Annotated in this window: 16 protein-coding genes; 7 read left to right on the top strand and 9 right to left on the bottom strand. The window is 70.1% G+C overall.

The window, feature by feature from the left end:
- Positions 1-2: 2 nt before the first annotated feature.
- Entirely contained in the window at positions 3-1619 is a 1617-nt protein-coding gene (locus IPK71_01140) for a DUF4331 domain-containing protein (GenBank protein ID MBK8212327.1), read from the bottom strand.
- Positions 1620-1809: 190 nt separating this feature from the next.
- Here IPK71_01140 and IPK71_01135 point away from each other — a divergent pair, with 190 nt between their 5' ends.
- The 3 genes from IPK71_01135 to IPK71_01125 are packed head-to-tail and all read left to right on the top strand — an operon-like array spanning position 1810 to position 4803.
- On the top strand, positions 1810-2403 hold the full coding sequence (locus IPK71_01135; GenBank protein MBK8212326.1) for a hypothetical protein: 594 nt from the start codon (positions 1810-1812) through the stop codon (positions 2401-2403).
- A gap of 7 nt (positions 2404-2410) precedes the next feature.
- Positions 2411-3652, top strand: coding sequence for a hypothetical protein (locus IPK71_01130; GenBank protein ID MBK8212325.1), 1242 nt, complete (start codon positions 2411-2413; stop codon positions 3650-3652).
- Positions 3604-4803, top strand: coding sequence for a HupE/UreJ family protein (locus IPK71_01125; protein MBK8212324.1), 1200 nt, complete (start codon positions 3604-3606; stop codon positions 4801-4803). Before IPK71_01130 ends, IPK71_01125 begins: the two co-directional genes overlap by 49 nt.
- Positions 4804-4813: 10 nt before the next feature.
- Here IPK71_01125 and IPK71_01120 read toward each other — a convergent pair whose 3' ends face one another.
- The 3 genes from IPK71_01120 to IPK71_01110 form a co-directional block, all read right to left on the bottom strand.
- Positions 4814-7711: a vanadium-dependent haloperoxidase gene (locus IPK71_01120; protein ID MBK8212323.1), complete on the bottom strand. Its 2898-nt coding sequence runs from the start codon at positions 7709-7711 to the stop codon at positions 4814-4816.
- A gap of 67 nt (positions 7712-7778) precedes the next feature.
- On the bottom strand, positions 7779-9251 hold the full coding sequence (locus IPK71_01115) for a ferritin-like domain-containing protein (protein ID MBK8212322.1): 1473 nt from the start codon (positions 9249-9251) through the stop codon (positions 7779-7781).
- A 91-nt stretch (positions 9252-9342) separates the two neighbouring features.
- Positions 9343-9729 (bottom strand): hypothetical protein, encoded by a 387-nt coding sequence (locus IPK71_01110; protein ID MBK8212321.1) that lies wholly within the window; start codon positions 9727-9729, stop codon positions 9343-9345.
- 74 nt (positions 9730-9803) lie between these two features.
- On the opposite strand from IPK71_01110, the gene IPK71_01105 reads away from it, so the two are divergent.
- From IPK71_01105 to IPK71_01095, 3 genes are all read left to right on the top strand, one after another.
- Positions 9804-10385 carry a hypothetical protein gene (locus IPK71_01105; protein MBK8212320.1) on the top strand — a complete coding sequence of 194 codons (582 nt, stop codon included), beginning with the start codon at positions 9804-9806 and terminating at the stop codon, positions 10383-10385.
- A gap of 136 nt (positions 10386-10521) precedes the next feature.
- Positions 10522-12522: a serine/threonine protein kinase gene (locus IPK71_01100; GenBank protein MBK8212319.1), complete on the top strand. Its 2001-nt coding sequence runs from the start codon at positions 10522-10524 to the stop codon at positions 12520-12522.
- 7 nt (positions 12523-12529) lie between these two features.
- Complete coding sequence (locus tag IPK71_01095) at positions 12530-13237, top strand: hypothetical protein (GenBank protein ID MBK8212318.1); 708 nt, start codon at positions 12530-12532, stop codon at positions 13235-13237.
- Positions 13238-13273: 36 nt separating this feature from the next.
- Here IPK71_01095 and IPK71_01090 read toward each other — a convergent pair whose 3' ends face one another.
- From IPK71_01090 to IPK71_01075, 4 genes are all read right to left on the bottom strand, one after another.
- Positions 13274-14581, bottom strand: coding sequence for a hypothetical protein (locus IPK71_01090; GenBank protein ID MBK8212317.1), 1308 nt, complete (start codon positions 14579-14581; stop codon positions 13274-13276).
- Positions 14578-14988: a YjbQ family protein gene (locus IPK71_01085; protein ID MBK8212316.1), complete on the bottom strand. Its 411-nt coding sequence runs from the start codon at positions 14986-14988 to the stop codon at positions 14578-14580. The genes IPK71_01090 and IPK71_01085 overlap by 4 nt, the downstream gene beginning before the upstream one ends.
- Positions 14989-15073: 85 nt before the next feature.
- A complete protein-coding gene (locus IPK71_01080) occupies positions 15074-15733 on the bottom strand; it encodes an AgmX/PglI C-terminal domain-containing protein (protein MBK8212315.1) in 660 nt (219 codons plus the stop codon).
- Positions 15734-15800: 67 nt separating this feature from the next.
- Positions 15801-16286, bottom strand: a complete 486-nt coding sequence (locus IPK71_01075; GenBank protein ID MBK8212314.1) for a zf-TFIIB domain-containing protein — start codon at positions 16284-16286, stop codon at positions 15801-15803.
- Between the two features lie 66 nt (positions 16287-16352).
- On the opposite strand from IPK71_01075, the gene IPK71_01070 reads away from it, so the two are divergent.
- Positions 16353-18251, top strand: a complete 1899-nt coding sequence (locus IPK71_01070; protein MBK8212313.1) for a hypothetical protein — start codon at positions 16353-16355, stop codon at positions 18249-18251.
- 6 nt (positions 18252-18257) lie between these two features.
- Here the strand turns inward: IPK71_01070 and IPK71_01065 are convergent, their stop codons facing one another.
- Positions 18258-20402 carry a beta-propeller domain-containing protein gene (locus IPK71_01065; GenBank protein MBK8212312.1) on the bottom strand — a complete coding sequence of 715 codons (2145 nt, stop codon included), beginning with the start codon at positions 20400-20402 and terminating at the stop codon, positions 18258-18260.
- Positions 20403-20456 lie beyond the last annotated feature (54 nt).

Below are 20456 nucleotides of genomic sequence, written 5' to 3'. Positions count from 1 at the left end.
CCTCAGTACGGGAGCGGGGGGAAGTCCGCGCCCGGGTTCGGGGAATTCAGGTAAGGAAAGCTCGCCTGGAACTGGCCGTCGTGCTGCTGGACGGCGTCGCCCCAGGGCAGGTTTCCGGCAGGCGCCGCGTCGTTCGGGAGGAGATATCCCATGACGACGCGGAGCGCGATGTCGACCACGTCGTCGCCGGGCCGGCGCCCGTTCGGGAACCCCGCCGGGTCACACGACGGGAGCGCCGTGTCGAGCACCTTGGCGTCGGTCGCGGGGTTCGGGCCGGGCTTGAAACAACCCGCCGCGCCGAGGCCGCCGCCCGTGGCGCCCGCCGCGCGGAACTGCGAGCTCCGCGCGGGGAGGGCCGTATTGAGCCGGAGCATCTCGGCGGCCTTCGCGCCCGCCGGGAAGGCGTTCACGTTGGGCACGCCGGTGAGGAAAGCCGCGACGAGATCGGCACGGGGAAAGGCCGTCGGGGCCTTCACGGTCGGCCCGAAGAGCACCTCGACGAGCGCCGGGAGCGTGGGGTGCGTCACGTAGTCCGCGAACTGCGCGTCGTCCTTCGGCTCGCTCGCGTTGAAGCGATCTTTGTCTTTGAGGCCGATGACGACCTCGTTGACGAGCGGGCTCCCGAGGCGAGAGACCTGGGCCCAGGCGCCGCCTTCTTTCGTGGGCGTGAGGTAGCCCGGCTGCGGGTTCACGACGCGCGCCTGCCGGACGCTCGCCGTCGCCCATCCGCCGACCACGTCGGTCGCCGCGCCCTTGAGGCACGAGATGGGGACCTCGAGCGCGATCGACGTGACGTTCGTCTTGCCGATCGGGTTCGGGACGTCGAGTGTGGGATCCGTGAGGGCGCCCGCGGGGGCGTTCACGAGGTCGAAGATGTTGCCGAGGAGCACGGCGAACCCTTCTTGACGCTGACCCACGAACACCCGCGCGCTCTTGCCCCCGGGGGCCGTGCAGCCGGGAATGTTCACGTTGTAGATGTGCGCGTCCGCGTAGGCCTTGTAGGCGGCCGCGTCGCCGAGCGACTTCGTGCCCATGTAGTCGATGGGCTTTACGAACACCGCGCCGCCCGGGCCCGTCGTCTTCGTGACGGCCGCCGACTGGCCGGTGCGGCGGTTACCGCGCACGACCTTGACGTCGTAGGTCTCCTTGACGTTTCGCTTCAGGCCGTCGAATGGGCCGTTCGCGTCGGAGATCGGGCCTGCCGTGATGAGCGGGATCGATACCGTCTTCTGATTTCCGGCCGGGCCGATCGGGAGGGCGAATCCGGTGTTCCCGGTCGCGTCGTTCAGCGGGCTCTGAAACCGGAATTGGAACGTCAAGTCTTCTTGGGCGTCTCCGGTGTTGTCGATGTGGATCTCGTAGAGCGCGTCGGGGTCCATGGCGAAGTAGTTCGGGCCGCCGTACGCGTGCTGGAGCGGGATGTAGTTCGCGATGATCGTGACGAACTCCGAGCGGTCCGCCTCGTAGCTCCGGAACATGTAGAAGTCGGTGTTGTCGACCTTCGGGTTCTTCGTGATGAACGGGGCCTCGCGGTGGCTCGAGGCGTTTGCCTCCGGCGCACCGACGAGCTGTGCGGCCAGCATGGCAGCCGCCGCGCACCCTATGAATCTCGTTCGCATTCGATCCTCCGAAACATGTGAAAAACGGTCTTGGTACGCGCGAGGCGCACGCCCCGCGTCCCGACGCTACGAGTCGGCGAGCCGGCTGGATCCATCGGCGCCGACGATGGCGCTCGACGCGCCTTCGTGGCCGAAAATAGGTCGAATTTGCCCTTGGCTCGGGCTTCGTTCTGCGTGCTAACGAATGGTCATGGCCCTCCGTCGCCTCGCCGCCCTCGCGCTCGTCGTCCTCGCCGCCTGCACGAAGTCCGACCCTCCTTCGCCGCCCGCGAGCTCGGCTCCGTCATCGTCGTCGTCGTCGTCGTCGTCCGCCGCGCCCCTCGCCAGCGACGCCCGTGACGCGGGAGACGCGCGGGACGCCGCGCCCCTCGAGCTCTCCGAGGCGATGCTCGGGCTCGGACCGCGCCTCGCCGCCGAGGCGAAGAGCCGCCCGCGTGGCGCGGTGCCCGCCGAAGACGTGTTCGACATGGCCAGGTCCGTCGGGGCGTCGCTCGATGCTCCGAAGCAGCACTTGGCGGCCGCGTGGAAAGCTGCCTATTGCATCGCCGCTCAGAATCCCTCCGAGGACTTCGTGGTCGACGTGTGCGAGTACGTCGACGAAAAGGCTGCTCGCGAAGGTGAAGGCATATCCAAAAAAGGATTCTCCAATATCCCCGGGCGCGAGGTGCATAGGAGCGGCGCCACGCTGCTCACGCTCCGCGTCGGGAAGCCGAGCCCCGAGAACAAGGCGCTCGCCGCCAAGATCGTCGAGGGCTTCGCGAAGCTCAAGGCGCCCAAGAAGTAATCGGGTCATGGGGGCTCGAACCGGCACTCGCGCGCCTCGCGGCGCCTTCGTCGAGCGGCATCGCGTCGCGCTCGTCGTGCTCGCCGTCGTCGGTGCGCTCGTCGTAGGGTTTCGTGAGCCCTCCGCCGCGACCGCGGGGCCCTTCGTGCCTTCGGGCGATGGCGTCGTGCTCGAGCGTCTCCCCTCGTTCACCGAGGGGCCGCGCTCTCGGGAGCTTGGTCGCCTTCGCAGAGAGCTCTCGGCGCGGCCGGGCGATCTCACGCTCGCGCTCCGAGTGGCACGCGCGGCGATCGAGCTGTCGCGGGCCCGCAGCGATCCCAGGTATTTGGGGCAGGCCGAGTCCGCGTTGCGGCCCTTCTGGGAGATGCCCTCGCCGCCCACGGAGTCGCTCGTCCTCCGGGCCACGATTCGTCAGAGCAGCCACGACTTCGAGGGCGCGCTCTCCGACCTCGACGTCGTGCTCCGCGCTACCCCCGACGACGCGCAAGCGTGGCTCACGCGCGCCGTGGTGCGAACCGTGCTCGCGCGGTACGACGAGGCGAAGGCCGATTGCGACGAGCTCGTTCGCCGCGCGCCAGCGCTCGTCGTGGCCGTGTGCTCCGAGACGATCGCGAGCCTCACGGGGGACGCGGCCGGTGCCTACGCCCGCCTCGCGCTCCGAGAGGCGGCCACCGCGTCCACGCTCTCTCCCGGGGAGCGCGCGTGGGCCTCGTCCGTGCTCGGGGAGCTCGCCGTGCGCGCGGGCAAGAACGACGCCGCGAGGTCGCATTTTGCCGCGTCGCTGCTCGCGGAGCCCGGTGACCCTTACGTGCTCGGCGCTCTCTCGGACCTCGACCTCGACACGGGTCGCGCGGGCGACGTCGTGGCGAGGCTCCGAGGCCACGAGGACAACGACGGGCTCCTCTTGCGGCTCGCGCTCGCCGAGAAGGCGCTCGGCCACCCCGATGCGGCGGCGCACACGGCGCTCCTCGCCGATCGCTTTCGCGCGAGCGCGCTTCGGGGAGACGTGGTCCATCGGCGTGAAGAGGCCCGGTTTCGTCTCGTGCTCGAGGGCGACGCCGATCGTGCGCTAGGCTTGGCCGCGGAGAACTGGGCGGTCCAACGGGAGGTCGCCGACGCGCGTGTCTTCCTCGAGGCTGCCCTCGCCGCGAAGAGGCCCGATCGCGCGGCCCCGGTGCTCGCCTGGCTCGCCGCTTCACGATGCGAAGAGCCCGCCTTGGTGCGCCTCGCGAAGGAGCTCTCGCGGTGATTCGCACCTGGCTCCTCGTCGCGCTCGTGTTCTTGTTCACGACGTTGGTCGTGCGCCGCGCCGAAGCTCACAAGCCGAGCGACGCCTACCTCCACCTCTCGGTCGAAGGTTCGCGGGTGCGCGCGCGGTGGGACATTTCCCTACGAGACCTCGCCGACGCGACCGAGCTCGACGGCAACGAGGACGGCGAGGTGACGTGGGCCGAGACGAAACACGTCGTGCCACGCGCACGGGCCCTCGCCGAGGCGGGGCTCACGGTCGGCTCGGGGGCCTCCCCCTGCCCCGTCGCTCCCCCGTCGGACGCGGAGGCACGCGTGGTTCGGCACGCGGATGGGGCGTATCTCGTGCTCACGGTCGACTATGCCTGCCCGGCCCCACCGCGCTCGCTCGGGCTCACGTATTCGCTCTTCTTCGACCGTGATCCCCAGCACCGTGGCATCGTCGCGCTCGGCTCGGGAGCGGGGGCGAAGACGTGCGTGCTCGCGGCCACGCGCCCATCGTGCACGCTGGACGTAGGGGAGGGGCCCTCGGCGACGCGCAGCTTCCTTGCCATGGTGAGGACGGGCCTCGAGCACATCGCCGAGGGTACGGATCACTTGGCCTTCCTGTTCGCGTTGCTCTTCCCCGCCGTGCTCGTGAGGCGCGAGCGCTCCTGGGATCCCGCCGTCGCGCTCGGCCCGGTGGTCCGTGACGTGCTCCGCGTGGTGACCGCCTTCACGATCGCCCACAGCCTCACCCTCGGGCTCTCGGCGTTCGGCCTCGTGCGTCTCCCTTCACGCCTCGTCGAGTCGGTCATCGCGGCGAGCGTGGTGCTCGCGGCGTTGAACAACGTCGTGCCCCTCTTCCGCGAAGGAAGGTGGTCGGTCGCCTTTTCTCTCGGCCTCGTGCACGGCTTCGGCTTCTCGGCCACCCTCGAAGACTTGGCGCTGGCGAAGGGCACGTTCGTGGCTTCGCTCCTCGGCTTCAACGTCGGCGTCGAGCTCGGGCAGCTCGCGGTCGTCGCGGTGTTCTTGCCTGTCGCGTTCGCCCTACGCCGTACGCTCTTTTACCGGCGCGGAGTGCTCACGGTAGGGTCTCTCGCGCTGGCCGCGCTCGGCGTCGTGTGGCTCGCCGAGCGCGCGCTCTCGCTCCGGATCCTCGGGCAGTCGTGAGCCCGGCGGACTACGGAATGGCCGTGCCGTCGAAGAACTTCCGCGCGTGCGCCGTGGCCTCGGTCCCCACGAGCGCCCCGAGCCTGCGCCCGACGAAGTCGTCCGGCTCGATGTGGATGCCACCCCAGATGCGCGACTGACCGGCCTGGTCGGCCGCGTCGTAGTAGCTCGCCCACTGGAGGTGCACTTCGGTGCTCGGCCCGATCTCGAAGGAGAGGTACTTGTCCTTCGGGCACGTGTATTCCGCAAACCCACCCGGGAAGAACGGGCTCCCGGTGATCTGCGTGAGCGTCTCGGCGGCCGCGCGGCTGAAGGTGCTGTGCCCGGAGATGAACCCCGGGAACGCGGGGGTGACGAAGTTCCGGCGCTGGTAAGGCATCCAGTCGACGCCGCGCACCCAGCCCACGCCCGAGAGCTCCGTCGTGCGGTCACCGGGCTCGCCCCGCCACGTCTTGATGGCGATTTGCCCCACGAAGAGCGAGAGCTTCTCGTGGCGCTGCCCGGGCGCCGAGCTCTCCTTCGTGATGAGCTCGACCAAGCCCGGCACGAGGGGGAGCCCGTCGGCCGAGTAGCTCGGGAGCTGGGGATCGCTCGACTGCCCCTTTTGAGCCATGTACCGGACGAGGGCGATGGGCCGCGCGCGCACGGTGCGACGCTTCACGTCCCACGCCGTGATGGCCGCGTCGTGGAGCGCGCCGTTGAGTGCAAGATACATGTGAACGTCCCACGCGAGCGGCGCGAGATCGGGGCCGGCGCCGAAGAGCTTCTTGGGGGCCGTCGGGGTGTCGACTACGCCGTTCGCCAGCACGTTCCAGTGGCCCGGCGGGGTCTCCGATTTGGGGCCGTCGGCCCAGAACTCGGCGAGGGCTCGGCCGAAGTCCCCGAGCTTCACGACGCTAGGCGCGTACGGTTGCCCCGTCACGGGGTTCAGAGGGCGCCCCTTGCCGTCGTTCGCGCCGAGGGAGTTATTGCCATAGGCCCCGGGAGACGTGTCGATCGTCTCGGCGTCTTTGGGGTCGAGCTTCGACGAAGTACGCAGGACGTCGATGACCCACGGCTTCATCGCAGGGCCGAAGTCGGGTGCAGGCCCCGGGTCGTGCCACGGCACGGTGCTCGACGCTCGTTTCATGGCAAATGGGGTCACCCCTCCCCAATTGCCACCGATGTATCCCTGCACGCCGGCGGGCAAGATGATGCCGTTCTGGGTCGCGGCCACGGAGAGGTTGAGCGGCTGCCAAAGGCTCGGATCGCTCATCGTGATGCCGGCCGAGTCGACCACCAGCGGTGGGTTCGGCGAGGTGTAGGGTGTGAGCTCGGCGTAGTCGTTGGCCTCGTTCGAACCGTCGCTGTCTCCGGCCGCGATCACGGCCTTGGCGATGCGGTTCCCGAGGGCTCGAGGGGTCGCGCCGGTGTCGGTCGTGTCCCTCGGATCGTATCCAAGGTCCTTCATCACCGCGTCGTAGCAGGCCACGGAGACCGGCCCGCCCGCGGCCTTCTGGTAGCGCCTCGTCAAGATGCGATAAGCGGCATACGAAATAGCCTCTTTGCGCGCGGCTTCGATGTCACCCGCCGTGAGGCGCTCGTTCACGAACACGCCGTCGGCCGTCGTGTCGTAGGCGGCCCACGCGTCCCACATGGCCGCCGAGAGGTGGTAGAGGTTCCGCGCGTGCACGGTGGGGCGCGGCAAATCGCGCCGGATCGACGCGAGGATCTGCTCGTCCCAGCGGCGCGCGATCGACTTGTCGGCGCCGATGCTCACCACCTCGGGCGGGCATACCGGCGTGGGGACCGTCCCGTCGGTGCCGCCGTCGGGGGTCGTCTTGTTCACTCCGGGAATGGCACGTTCCGCGAAGTGCACGATGGCGCCCTGCGCGAGCGCCGGCGAGAGTACTTCGCCGCCCACGGCCCACACTTCGCCGTCCGGCGAGGCCCACGCGGCGTGGTACGACTGCGGTTTTGCGCCCGGCTGGGCCGACGCGGCCGCGAGCTTCCCGGTGGGGCCGAGCTCGTAGACCGTGCCGCGCTCGCCCGTCGCGACGACCCGGGTTCCCGTGGCGAACACCCCTTGGAGGAGGCCCGCTCCCTCGGGAGAGACGTCGCGCACCGCGAGCGTGGCCGCGTCGATCTCGAGGGCCTTGCCGTTCGAGGCCCCGCCCACCGCGTACACCTTGCCCTTGGCGCCGTGCACGGTGAAGAGCGTCTCGGTCATGTTCGTGGCGACCACCGCGAAGGGGCCGTCCCCCTTCTTGTGGAGGAGCGTTCCGCCACCGCCGACGACCCAGAGATCGTCGCCCTCTCCCCACACCTTGAAGAGGCCGGGGATCTCGCCCTTCTCGAGGCGCGGCATCGTGTCGGGGAGCCGTACTTCGGTGAAGGCTTTCCCGTCGTAGTGCCAAATGAAGCCGTCGCGACCGCTCGCCCCGCCCACGGCGTACACGTCGGTGGCGGAGCGGGCGAATACCCCGAATACGGTTTGTTTGGCGAGGCCCGGGGTGGGCATTCGCTCGAATTTTTGGCCGTCGTAGCGGAGCACCATGCCCGACGCCCCGGCCATGAAGGTGGGGCCGCCGGGGAGCGCGTGCACCCACCACAGATCCCCATGTTGACCGGTGGCCAGCGGCTTCCACGTGGTGCCGTCGAACCGCTCGACGCGCGGGCCCTTGCCCTTGTCGGCGCCGACCACGAACACGTCGTCACGAGACGTACCGCTCACCGAGAGGAGCGCCTCGGGCAGCTCGGTGGTCACGTCGTGCCACGTCGCCTTGCCCGGAATGGGTACGACGTCGGGAGAGGCGTCGGGGATGGGAGGCACGACCGTGGGGTCGTCCGGGCAACCCGCGAGCGTCGCCGCGAGCAAGGGGAGCACCCCGAGGGGAAGGAGCAGCGAGCGGAGGCGAGGCGTCTTCATGGGGTGTTCCTCGAGGCAATCATCACGACGGGGTAGGGTCAACGGTTCGCGTGGCGGTGGTGGCTCGTCACGCGGCCAGGCCCAGACCGGCGCGCATGCTGGAAAATAGGCTCTGAGCGAGCTCGGGCGACGGGAGGCCCACGACCGCGCGGGTCTCGGCGTCGAAGAGCTGCGCGCACTCGATCGTGAGCTCTCGGATGGCCTCGCGCTCCGCCTCGCGGACCTGGGCGCGCTCGGCCTCTCCGAGCTTCGACACGAGCCAGGTGTCGAGGTCCCACGAGAGGGCCGCGTGGAGGGTCTCGTCGTGCGCGATACGCGCCATTTCGCGGCGTACGTGGGGGTCGACGGAGGTCTCGGCTTGGTAGTGGGCGAGCAGCGCGCCGTACGTCTCGCGGACGCAGCCCTCGCGCCGGTTCTCGATCGCCATCTCGAGCAGCGTTCGTGTACGCGGCGCCGCGGCGACGACCTCGGGGACCCGGGCCCCTCGCTCACGCGCGAGCTGGCCAATCGCGCTCGCGTGCCGCTGCTCGTCGAAGATCGCCGCGACCGCCCTCGCCACGAGCTCCTCGGGGGCCCCGTGCGCCCGGAGCTCCTCGGCCATGTGCGCGAACGCGAGCACGCTCGCCGCCTCGAGGTGGGCCATCTTGGCGAAGTACTGTCCCGCGCAGGAGCCCCCGTTTTCGTTCGCGGGCACGAGGCCCATCGGCTTTCGCCCCGCGACCGGGCATCCGTGGTCGTTCTTCTGCTCCTTCACGCGGACGCGCGCCTCTTCGGTCACGGCGCCGCTCGCGGTCACGCGGTACGACACCTCGTCGGTCGAGTCGATGCTCTTCGTCGGAGCGGCTGGGTCTTGGGCGCAGCGCGACTCTACGGCCTTGACCGAGTAGCTGCCGTCGGCGTGCTTCTTCACGTTCTTCTTGCCCGGCTCGCAGCCGGCGTAGTGGAGCGCGGTGACCGCCGCGAGCGCTTCGCTCGGCGTGTCGATGGGGAGGAACGCGTCCTTCACCTTGGATCGGTCGCCGATGACGGACACCGTGTCGCCCTTGGTCGTTCGGGCTTGGTACCCCGGGAACGGTGGGCAGAACCCATTGCAGCCCCAATACGGCGTCGTCGCGTCGAGGGTGCCGAGCGCCTTCTCGCACGCGGCCGCGTCGCTCGCGGTCGCACAGGCCTTTCCGACGAGGTGCGCCGACGCCTTGATCGTCGAGGGCGTGCCTCCTTGATCGCCGCCGAGCTCGTACCCTCCGAGGAAGTCGACGCCCGTCGCCAAGGTCGCGTCCTTCGGGAAGAGGTAGGTGCTCTCGGCTTCGGAGAGGCACACCTCGAGCTCGAACGGCGGAAGCGTGCCGCCGTCCGTGACCACCGCCCCATCCGGAAGGACCGCCCCGTCGGTCACGACCGCGCCGTCGGGGAGCACGGTGCCCCCGTCTTGCGCCCCGCCGTCCGCCTCGGTGGCGATGGTTCCATTGCAGCCGACGGCGACGGCGGTCGCGCCGAGGAGAGAAGCGAAGAGGGCGTGGAGGCGAAGGCTCGTGGACATGGCACCCGCCTATGCACCTCGTGTGCCACTGTAAGTGCCCGAATTTACAGGATGCTTCGCCCGACCAGGTGTGCCACTGGCACGCTCCGGATCACGGGTTCTTCGCGCGGCACTCTTCGTTGGCGTCGTCCGCGCTGCCGCAGAGGGTCTGCACGCGGCCGGCGAGCGTGACCCCGTCGGCGCCGCACATGTCCTTGCGGCCCTGGAGCCCCCACAAGCATTCCATGATCGCCGCCCCGAGGTCCCCGCACTTCGGGTGGGTCGTGTGCCGTTGGCAGAGCGTGACCGGGCTCTCGGCGGGCGAAGGATCGTTCGGGCAAATCTTCTTGTAGCCCGAGAATTTCGAGCAATCGTATTTCCCCGAGTCGGTGGTCGTGGACGTGCTCGACGACCCCGCGTCCCCCTTGTAGGGCTCGATCTCGCACGCCACGGCGAGCAGAGCGACGACGGCAGCGGCGACGACGGGGCGGAGCGACATGGTCGCTTCTTTTCACGGCATCGCCGCGCGGGCAAGGTCGTTGGCACCGCGCGCCGTGGTGTACGCTGAGCGAGATGGCTTCCTTCTCGTCGCGCGTGTGCGTCTCGGCGCTCGTGCTCGTCTCGGTCGTGGTGGTGTCGTCCGAGGCCTCGGCCCAGCTCCACTCCGACGCGTCTCTCTCGGCCGGCCTCGAGAAGCGGTTCTTGTCGTCGCGCGGGGCAGGGGTCCCCGACGCGGGGCCCGGTCCGAGGCTCGATCTCCGCGGGCACGTCGCCCTCTTCCCGTTCGTCCGCGTCGGCGCGTACGGCGCCTACGCGTTCGCTCCCCAGGCAGGAGAAGGTCGCCACACGGGGTCGCTCGGCGCGCATTTTCGCTTGGTTTCGCCCGTCCCACGCACCGAGGCGTTCTCGCTCTGGTTGGGCGTGGGCGTCGGCTACGCGCGCACGTGGATCTCGGGACCGGGCGCGCTCTCGGGCGGGTTCGTCGAGGTGCCGCTCGGAGTCGGTGCAGGATACAGGTTTCGCAAGCCGTTCTCCCTCTTCGGCGAGGTGCAGTCGGTCTTCGGCGTCGGGCACCATGGGAGCGCCTACTCGGGGGCCGGCGGCGCCGATGGGGTCGGCCTCTCGCTCGCGGTGGGCCTCCTGGCCGATTGGTGAGCCGCGAACGGTCGCGCCCGCTCACCTTCGCAAAATGCTTAATGGTTATGGTTGCTTGCGCGTAGGCGGCGTGGTCGAGCTCGTCCAGCTCCGCGCCCATTTCCGCCTTCCCTGTGGTAGGGGATGAGAGGTCCCCATGGCGCCTTCGGATCCCATCGACTCCCCCGTCCCCGAGCCGTGGGACAGTGGCGCCGAGCTCCCGAAGAGCACCAAGACCTCGGTGGCCGGCTCGGCGACCCTCGCGAAGACGGGCCCCGACAGCCTCGTGGGCACGACGGTCTCCGACCGCTACAAGCTCCTCTCCGTGCTCGGCGAAGGGGGCATGGGCGCCGTCTACTTGGCCGAGCACACGCTCATGCGGAAGCGGGTCGCCATCAAGGTGCTCCACCCCGAGATGAGCCACATGCCCGAGGTCGTCGCGCGGTTCGAGCGCGAGGCCATGGCCGCGGCGCACATCGACCACCCGAACGTCGCCACCGCGACCGACTTCGGCAAGCTGCCCGACGGGGGCTTCTTCTTGGCGCTCGAGCTGCTCGAAGGGCAGAGCCTCCGTGAGGTGCTCGCGGGCGGCAAGCTGCCCGTGGCGCGTGCGCTCGGCATCGTGCGGCAGATCGCGCAGGGGCTCGTTCGTGCCCACGGGCTCGGCATCGTGCACCGCGATCTCAAGCCCGAGAACGTCATGCTCGTCGAGCGCGAGGGCGACAAGGACGTGGTCAAGGTGCTCGACTTCGGCATCGCGAAGGTGCCCGTGGGCGAGCTCGCCAAGTCGACCCAGAAGGGCGAGCCGGGCGCGCCGGTGCTCACGCAAGCCGGCATGGTCTACGGCACCCCCGAGTACATGGCGCCCGAGCAGGCGCTCGGCCAAGACATCGACGCCCGCGCCGACCTCTACGCGCTCGGCGTCATGATGTTCGAGATGCTCTGCGGCGCGCGCCCCTTCGAGGACGAGAGCAAGATCCGGCTCCTCGGCATGCACGTCACCGCGCCCGTCCCGAAGATGGCCGACAAGGGCGGCGCCGACGTTCCCCCCGAGGTCGAAGAGGTGGTCCGTCGCCTCCTCTCCAAAGAGGCCTCGGATCGCACGCCCGACGCGAAGACGCTGCTCGAGCAGCTCGATGGCCTCTTTTTGTTGCTCGTGGCGTCGGGTCGGGTCGAAGGGGGCGCGCTCCCCACGGCGTTCCGCGGCACGGCTCCTTCGCTCTCGCGGTTCGTTCCCACGCCACCTCCGGAGCCCGCGCAACCGGCGCCGAAGGGTTTGCCCATCTCGCCTCGGCAGCAGGCGATCGTCGCCGGCGGCGCGGCGGTCGTCGTGCTGCTCGTGGTGGTCATGGCGCTCGCGCTCGGGGGCAAGAAGCCCCCCGCATCCGAGGCCGACGCGACGCCCTCGGGCCTCGTATCGGCGCCGAGCTCCGCGTCGTCCGCGCCCCAAGACGGGGACGATCCCGCGGCCATCATCGAGCTCGATCCGCTCGCTCCCGAGCCGCCCGTCGTCGACCCGAAGATCAAAGAGGGCCTCGCCGCGCTCGAGGCGGGCCAGACCGAGAAGGCCGTCGCGATCCTCGCACCCTACGCCGAGAAGCGCTCGTGCCCCTCCCAGGTGCACCGCGCCCTCATGACGGCCTACAAAGACTCGGACCCGAAGAAGGCGATCGTCCACGCGCGAAAGCTCGTCGAGCGCCGCCCCCAAGAGCGCTCCGCGATCGACGTGCTCGTCACCGTACGGAACCTCGCGCTCGGCGAAAACGCGGCCGAAAACGAGGCGTTTGCGCTGCTCGCGTCGGGGCTCGGCGCCTCCGGTCCCGACGTGCTCTACGACATGGCCTTCGGCGACTACGCGAAGGACTACACGAAGGCCGCGAAGCGCGCCCAGGGGCTCCTCAAGCAGACGGACGTGCGCTCGAAGGGCAACGCGGCGCTCGGTGTCGCGCTCGATCTCCGGGCCACGCTCGGCACGTGCGAGATGCGAAAGTACGTCGATCGCGCAGGCGAAGCAGGCGACAAACGCGCCCTCGCCGTGCTGCAGCTCGTGCCGTCCAAGGCCGCCAAGAAGAGGGCGGCGTATCCGTCGTGTGTTCGCGGCGAAGCGTTCGACAAGGCCGTCGCGGCCATCGAATCGCGCCAGCGCGACGGCGGGTGACCGCGCGATGAGCCGTCCGGCGAGGGTCTCGCGTCGCGCGCTCGCCTCTCTCGGCCTCGGGCTGCTCGTCGAAACGGCGGCGTGCCGAAGCTCCCCGGTCAGGGTCGACTTCGCATCGAACGGCTTCGGAGCACGTGAGCGGGCCGCCATCGTCGCCAAGGTCGAGGCCACGTTCTCGGAGGTCCGCGCCCTCCTCCCCGCGCTCGGGTCGAGCCTGACGTTCACGGTCACGAAGGGTTGCGACGTCGTTCCCGAGACCGGAGAGACGGCGACAGCGATCCCGCCGAGCACGGTCGCGTGGGTCGTTTGCCCCGAAGGGCCTTCGGGTGTCCTCGGCGTGGTCGCGTCGCAGCTCCGCGCGAGCCTCTTCCACGAGCTCCACCACCTGGTCCGCGACACGGTGATCCCCCGCGGCACGCTCGTCGACCACATGGTGGCCGAGGGGCTCGCGACCGCGTTCGAGCGCGACGCCGCGGGGGCGCGACCTCCGTGGGGGGAGTACCCGCCGGAGGTCGATTCGTGGGTTCGAGAGCTCACGGCGCTCCCTCGTGACGCGAACGTCGCGACCTGGCTCTACGGAAGGCTCGGCGACGGGCGTCGGTGGGTCGGCCTCCGCGCGGGGACCTACCTCGCCGACAGGGCGATGCGGCGCCTCCGTCGCTCGGCGGCCGAGCTCGTCGTCGAGCCGGTAGCGACCTTCCTCCGCGACGCGTGAGCCTCACCACTGCCGTCGCATATGTGGGGTGGTGGCTTACTTGGGAGACGAGGCCTTCACGGCATCGCGGAGCATGACGATCGGCGCGTCCCCGTAGCGCTGGAGGAGCGTGGCGCGCTCTTTCGTGCCCTCTGCGCTCGCGCCCACGAGCGCGGCCACGAGCCCAGAGCCGAGGGCGAGCGCGGGGGTCAGGGTCGCGCGGCGAAGCAGGGCGTCTCGTGTGCGATCGTCCGTCGTCGCGAGGAGGTGTACCCGGCCCCGCACGGCGCCGAGCGTCTCCCTCGACGTGTGAAAAGCAGCAGCCCAGAGCGCCACGGCGACCCTGTCGTGGAGGGCGACGAGCGCCGAGGCTTCTTCGGCCGGAGTCTTCGCGAACGCGAGCTCGCGCACGGCGAGGCAGCCTGCTTCGCGCTCGGGGCTCGCCGCCGCGCTCCGCAAGGTGGACGTCGGGATCGAAACCTTGCAAGATGCACGTAGTGCGAGCCTCCGACCGGCGTCGCTCGTGACGGAGGTCGCGGTCTTCTCTCCGAGCTCGGCGAGCTTCGCCTTCGCGAGCCCCTCGAGGGTTCGTTCGGCCGCGCCGAGCGTCGCGAGGACCTCGTCGGGGCGAAGCTCCTCGCCCACGACCACGAGCGCGGCGTCGAGGGGCCGTGGCCGTGGATCCGGGAGCGGAGCGTCTCCCAGCGCGCGCGCCTCGCCGGTGGTCTCGCGCAGCTTCGTCAGCGCCGAGAGAGACTTGGCGTAGCGCGCGCCGCCTCCTCGCCGCACGAGGAGCCGCTCCAGCGGATCCAGCGCGTCCTCGACCTCGCGGCGCTCGGCGAGGGATCGTTTCGTCGTGGAGAAGGCGTCGTTCACGTCCCCGATGCGCTCGGCGAGCGTGGCGTCGTCGGCGGCCTCCCGCGCCGCGGCGGGGGAGTCGCTCGCCGCTTCGGCCAACGCGAGGAGGAGCTCCGCTCCGTACACGGTCAGCTCCGCCTCGAGCCCTGCGCGCGCGGCCTCGGCCTTCGCCGTGAGAATGGCGGCTCGACGCTCCGGGGCCGTAGAGCCCTTCGTCGCCTCCTCGAACGTTCGGAGCGCTTCGGCGATCGCCTGCGCGCGTGCCTTCCCGTCGAAGGGATCGTAGTCGTCGGGTGCGCCCCCTTCGGAGAAGAGGCCGACGCGCGCCGCGAACCGCCCATCTCGCGCGAGCACACGGAGGAGCGTGTCCTCGCTGCGGACGAACGCCGCGCCGTCGTCGACCACGACCGGGCTCGGAGGCGCCTTCGGAGGGACCACGGCGGGCGGTGCGCACCCCACGCCGACGGCCGAGAGGGCCAGGAGGGCCAGAGAGGCGCGGGCGCTCAAATGCCGATCGCCTTGACGATGACGCGCTTCGGGCGCTCTCCGTCGAACTCGGCGTAGAACACACGCTGCCAGGTGCCGAGATCGAGGCGACCCTTCGTGATCGGCACCGTGACCTCGTGGTGCACGAGCAACGACTTGAGGTGCGCGTCCCCGTTGTCCTCTCCCGTGCGGTGATGCTTGTAGTCTACACCTGAAGGCGCGAGCCCTTCGAGCCACTTCCAGATGTCCTGGTGCAGCCCGCTCTCGTCGTCGTTCACGAACACTCCCGCCGTGATGTGCATCGCCGACACGAGCATGAAGCCCTCGGTGATGCCCGAACGCTCGAGGACCTCCTCGAGGGTCGGTGTCATGTGGAAGAGCTCGCGCTTCTTCAGGCGGTAGGTGAAGTACTCGGTGTGCGCTTTCAAGGCCCCCCGAGGGTACCCCCGGAGCGCGCCGAGATCGCGTGGAAAACGTGCCCCACCCCACCCTGGAGAGGCGCGATCTCGTTGGCTATTTCGGCCCTTCGGGGGGCTCGTCACCGGGCGAGAACAGGAACGGGTAATGCACGGTGGTCTTGCCGCTCGTTTTGGGCGCAGCGAACCGCACGGTCGTCATCGACTCCGTAAGGCACGTCGCGAAGGAGCCGTCCGTCAGCGTCGTCCCCTCGCCGAGCGACACGTCCTCGACGATCGCCCCGAGCTCGTCGTCGGCGACGATGGTGAACGCGAGCTTGGCGGTGCCCCCCGCGTCGGGCGCGCGCGCGAGGAGCTCCTCGTAACACTTGATCGCCATGGGCTTGAAGTCCTCCCGCATGCGCTCCTGGATGTACGAGGGCGAGAGCGCAGGCACTTTGTCCGGAAGACGCGCGGGCGCTCCCGGCTCGGGCGGCCGCTCTCCCGCTTCGGCCCAAAGCGCCGCGTGGATCTTCTTCGTGAGCTCTCTTCGCTCGTCGGGGCTCAGCCGAGCGCGGGGGCTCGTTCGGGCGTCGGCGAGGTCGCGCGCGTCGAGCGTCGGCGCCGAGGTCCCTCGGGAGACGGTCGAGAGCGGCTCATCGGTGCTCGTGCTGCCGCGTGCGTACGGCGCCTCCTGCGGGCGTTTGAGGGCGAAATAAAGCAGGAAGAGCACGGCGAGCGCCGCCACCCCCACGGCGAGGCTGCCCCTGTCCTTCATGGCGAGGCCTCCGTCGCGCGAGCTTCGGAGGTCGGGTCCGCGTGACGGTGGAGAGGCGCCCGGTAGCTCACGACCATCTCTCCGAGAGGAGATGCGCGATGGCTCGGAAGAGATCGCGCGGTCCGGCCAAGAGCACGTTCTTCTCGACGTTTCGGTAGGCGCGCAAGGCGACGCAGGTCGTGACCACCCGCGCGACCTCGTCGGCGTCGAAATACGCTCCGTGCGCGGCGCACGAGTCGATTCGCACTCCCCCGACGACGATGGGCGAGAGCGGCTGAGCGCAAGCAGGGCAGGCGCGCCCGTCCTCGGGGACGCTCGGGACACGTTCGTGCCCGAGGCGGGACAGGTTCCGAACCTTCTCGGCCAAGGTGTGGGAGCTCCACACGAGGCGGCGATCGATCGCGTCGTCGAGCCCGCGCATGACGTGGACCGTCGCCTCGGGGCCGAGCCACATGCCCCCGCACGTGTCGCAGCCGTGCGCGGGGAGCTCGGAGCCGAGCGGCGTGATCGGGCTCTCGCACGACGGGCACCCCCACGTGTCTTGGCGGTACATGGGCGGAGACTACCAGCGTTGGCCGAGAAAGAGACCTTGGGCCCGAGGCCTGGTACCCTTCGGTTCGTGAGGTCGCGCACCGTCTTGGCCATCGCTCTGACCGCCGCGCTCTTCGGAGCCGGCGTGTGCGGGGGCCTCTACGCGAAACACGCGTACGTGACCCTCCCGAGCCATCCTGTAACTTCTCAAGAACACAAGGAAAAGCCGGCTCCTGCGCCTGCCCCGTCGGGCCCTCGGGACGACGAGGACGAAGACGGCCAGAGCTCGGGGTACGCGTTTCACATGCCTTCGGGAAGGCCCACGGCCGTGGCGTGCGACGAGGCCAAGCGCATCGTGGCTCAGGTCCGTTCGACGATGGCGGCGCCCCCGGCCCCCGTCGATCCGCGCGCCTTCGTCGATTCGGCCTCCGACTGGCTCGATCCCCACGCCCTCTGGACCGTCGCCCCCGACTCGCCGAAGGACGCCTTCACGCGCGAGCTCCGCGCGCTCCTCCCCGAGCTAGAGTCGTCGCGTGGGGCGTGCCGCGCCTCCGAGGCTTCGGGCGCCGTGGTGGCGGCGTGGGTGGACGAGCTACGCGCCACGTTCGACGCCGCCCGTCGCGACGCCAAAGACGCGGACGCCGACGCCGCGAAATCGCCGCTCCCCACCTCGGAGGACGCCAAGAAGGTCGCCAAAGATCTCGGCGCGAAGGTCGGCGCGTTCGAGCGCGCGCTCGGCCCCGAAGGAAAGAAGTACGGCGACTATGCTCGCGAGCGCTTCTTCCCCAAAGGAGATGCGCACGCGTGGGGCGAGATCGTGCTCTCGGCCGCGGTGCGCGCTTACGTCCCGCTCGTCGATCCTCACGGCGCGTGGGCCCCCTACGACGAAGAGGCGAGCGTGTACGACGTCGATCTCGCGGCGAACGCGCCCGAGGCGCTCTGGGCACGCGGGGATCTCACGTCGGTGGGAGTGGCCATCGTCGAGGGACCGGTCGCGCCGTTCGAGGTCGGCGACGTGGTGCTCTCGATCGCCGATCTGCCGACCGCGGGCCTGCCGCTCGAGCAGATCGAGCAGCTCGGGTTCGTCGCTTCGGACGCGAAGACCAAGGTGCCTGCCGTGGTCCTGCGCGGGAAGAAGCTCGTGTCCCTGGCGGTGGGTGGTCCACCGGCCGCGGGCGCTCCGAAGAAGGAGCCCGAATCGTTCCTGACCACCGAGCGCATCTCCTGGGGCGCCTCGAACGACGTGCTCGTCGTGGCCATCCACGACGTACGCGACGACCTCGGCGACGATCTCACGCACGTCCTTCGTGACGAGCGCTCGAGCAGCAAGCGGCCTCTCGCCGGCGTCGTGCTCGATCTGCGCGGAAACGGCGGCGGCTCGACCGACGGCGCGATGCAGGCGCTCGGCCTCTTCATGCCGGGGGTGCCGCTCTTCCCCATGAAACGTCGCGATGGGACCATCGAGATCGAGCGCAGCACCGAGCCCTCCGAGGACGATCGCTTCCGAGGCCCCGTCGCGACCCTCGTGGACGGCGCGACGGCCAGCGCCGCCGAGATGATGGCCGGCGCGTTCATGGCGTACGGGCGCGGGCCTTCGCTCGGCATGCGCACGTTCGGCAAGGGCTGCGCCCAAGAGTACTTCGACGACGAGCCGCGCACCGGCGTGCTCCGTCTCACCACGTTGCTCTACGCGCTCCCCGACGGCGCTCCCGTCCAGCGGGTCGGGCTCTTGCCGACGCTCGAGGTGCCCTTCGAGAGCCCTCAGTCCGGGAAGATGGCCGATCGGGAGGCCTCGCTCGCCCACGCGCCTCCCACCTGGCGTGGACCCGACATGCGCGGCCCTCGACCCCGCGTCGAGCCGTGGGCCCCGCTCCGCGAGCCCGTGGGCGAGTGCCGCGACGCCGACGTGTGCTCGTCGCTGCGCGTCCTCTCCGAGGGCTGGCCGCGCCGAGGCCCGCTCGTGGTCGCCAAAAAGCGCCACAAATAGCCGAAACTACGGCGTTTTTTCCTGTGGGGCGAACGACGCACGCCGGGCCGTGCGCAGGGTGTCTCCGTCCACTTTGGCCTCGACGAGCTCGTACCCCATGAGCGCGAGCACGCGGTCGCCCAGGAAGATCGGCCTCGAGTTGCCGTACCAATCCACGCAGGATGCACGGCATCCGTCGTTCGTCTTCGCGGGCGGCGCCGTCAGGGTTCCGAGCTCCTTGAACGCGAGGCCGTCGTTGCGCACGAACACGACCGCCGCGCTCCCGGAGTGGTAGCTCGAGTCGAACGCCGAGCCATCGGCGAGGTTCACGATATGGAGGGGGAGCCCGAACACGCCCTTCTGGTCTCCGTCGAGGCGGTAGAAGAAGCCGTGGCTGCGCGTCTCGCCTTGGGCCGCGCCCTTCCTCACGTAGCGCCCCTTCGTGTCCGCCTTGTCGGTCCCGAGCGCGATCGACGAGAACACGAGGTCGTCCCCTTGGGACCCCACGACCAGCGCGTCGGAGCCGATGGGCTCGATGCGCTCGACGTCATGGTCGAGGGCGAGGGCCTGTGCGGCCGCCGAAGACCGGCTCGCGTAGCGGTAGGTGACGAGCTTCCGCTCGGCTCTCTTGGGCTCGCGCGCGCTCCGCTCGAGCTTCGATCCGTAGAGGACGTGGTCTCCGACGAAGCGGTTCTGCAGCGCGTATCCCGGCACGTTCGGGAGCGCCGTGTACGCGTCGGGGCTCGCGACGTTCGCTGCGCTCGTGAACGCCGTGAGGGGCACACGGAGGAGCGCGACGGACGTGGTCGGCCCTTCGGCGAACCCCATGGCGTCGCCGTTGCCCTCGTCGCGGACGAGCACGTCGAGGTGGCCGTTCTCTTCGTGGAACGAAAACTGGTCGATGGGCGCGCCTCCTGCGCGGAGCACCGAGGGCTCGCTACCGTCGAGCGGGAGCCTGTAGACGTACGAGCGCGGAGGCATCGTGGTCGGTGCGCCCGCGTCCTTGCCCGTCCGAGGGGTGAGCCACGAGAACGGCGTGGTCCACACGTAGACCGCCGACGAGGACACGTAGAAGACGCGCCCCGAGTGGCCGAGCAGGCCGCGTGACGTGCACTCGAGCTCGGGCGTCGAGAGGGAGCAGATCGTGACCGCGTGCAAGGTCATGAAGAGGTCGGGCACGATCGGCTTCATGATCCGCGAGGGGTCGAGCACCCCCGCGAACGCCGAGGGGCTCGCCGAGGCCGACCACTTCCGCAACGCCGGGAGCTTCGCGAGCGGGTCCTCCGCGCGCGCCGAGAACGACGCCGGCGCGTAGAGCACGAGCTTGTCCCCGACGAGGCGCGTCGCGTAGTTGCGGCCCGAGTAGTAGTCGGCGCTGCGAAGGTGGTAGGTCGCGCGGTAGGTGAGCTTGCCTCCGGCGTCGATGTCGAAGAGGCCGAGCTCGGTGCCTCCGCGTTCGTAGCTGTAGCCGAGCACGACCACCGTGTCCTTCGCGACGAGCATCTCGTCGTACCACGCGCCCTTCGGCGAGATCCCTGGCCCGAACGCGTCCACCGTAGAGACGGGGGCGAGCGCGCCTCCACCGACGTGGACGGTGAAGAGGCGTCCGCGGCGCAACACGACGAGGTGATCGCCGTGCGCCTTGACGATGTCTCCCTCGTCGATCCCATCGACCTGGGTGTTGGTGATCGACGCGCTCGCCCCCGCGCCGGCGGGTCGCGGCGCCGGAGGCCTCGGCCCCGAGAGCTTGCCCGAGCCAGCGCCGTACCCCTGCCCGGTGCCGGTGCCGGTGCCGTGTCCGATCGTCCCGATGTCTCCGAGGCCGAGCCCTCCGCCCCCGAGCTCGTCGCCGATTTCGTCGCCCCAGAGCCCGCCAGGACCGGCCTCGGCGCCGGCTTCGATCGCGGCGAGGCGCTTGGCCTTCTGCGCGTTGCGCTTTTCGTCGGCTTCGCGCACGAGGTTCTTCATGTAGGCCCTGAGGTCGTCGGCCGACGCGAACGCGGTGAGCTTGGGCACGCCCCCATCGGCCGGCGCGCTCGAGGCCGAAGTAGCGTCGACCGGCGTCGTGGCGTCGACCTCGGACGTTGGCCTCGGCGAGGTGCGGCACGAGGTCGTGTGCGCGAGGGCGGCGAGGGTGAAGCACGAGAACGCGAAGATGGAGAGGCGTCGCATGGCCCCGTTGGAGGTACGACGGCCTCGGAAGTTCCCGTGTTTCGCGCCGACGGA

It is taken from the genome of Myxococcales bacterium (assembly GCA_016712525.1).
GTDB lineage: Bacteria > Myxococcota_A > Polyangia > Polyangiales > Polyangiaceae > JAAFHV01.
This window is presented reverse-complemented; position numbering and strand designations above follow the sequence as displayed.

Coding starts and splice junctions, on each gene's coding strand:
- IPK71_01095 (MBK8212318.1), top strand. CDS start 12,530: ATGAGCCGTCCGGCGAGGGTCTCGCGTCGCGCGCTCGCCTCTCTCGGC.
- IPK71_01125 (MBK8212324.1), top strand. CDS start 3,604: ATGCGAAGAGCCCGCCTTGGTGCGCCTCGCGAAGGAGCTCTCGCGGTG.
- IPK71_01100 (MBK8212319.1), top strand. CDS start 10,522: ATGGCGCCTTCGGATCCCATCGACTCCCCCGTCCCCGAGCCGTGGGAC.
- IPK71_01110 (MBK8212321.1), bottom strand. CDS start 9,729: ATGTCGCTCCGCCCCGTCGTCGCCGCTGCCGTCGTCGCTCTGCTCGCC.
- IPK71_01075 (MBK8212314.1), bottom strand. CDS start 16,286: ATGTACCGCCAAGACACGTGGGGGTGCCCGTCGTGCGAGAGCCCGATC.
- IPK71_01115 (MBK8212322.1), bottom strand. CDS start 9,251: ATGTCCACGAGCCTTCGCCTCCACGCCCTCTTCGCTTCTCTCCTCGGC.
- IPK71_01135 (MBK8212326.1), top strand. CDS start 1,810: ATGGCCCTCCGTCGCCTCGCCGCCCTCGCGCTCGTCGTCCTCGCCGCC.
- IPK71_01120 (MBK8212323.1), bottom strand. CDS start 7,711: ATGAAGACGCCTCGCCTCCGCTCGCTGCTCCTTCCCCTCGGGGTGCTC.
- IPK71_01105 (MBK8212320.1), top strand. CDS start 9,804: ATGGCTTCCTTCTCGTCGCGCGTGTGCGTCTCGGCGCTCGTGCTCGTC.
- IPK71_01130 (MBK8212325.1), top strand. CDS start 2,411: ATGGGGGCTCGAACCGGCACTCGCGCGCCTCGCGGCGCCTTCGTCGAG.
- IPK71_01140 (MBK8212327.1), bottom strand. CDS start 1,619: ATGCGAACGAGATTCATAGGGTGCGCGGCGGCTGCCATGCTGGCCGCA.
- IPK71_01080 (MBK8212315.1), bottom strand. CDS start 15,733: ATGAAGGACAGGGGCAGCCTCGCCGTGGGGGTGGCGGCGCTCGCCGTG.
- IPK71_01065 (MBK8212312.1), bottom strand. CDS start 20,402: ATGCGACGCCTCTCCATCTTCGCGTTCTCGTGCTTCACCCTCGCCGCC.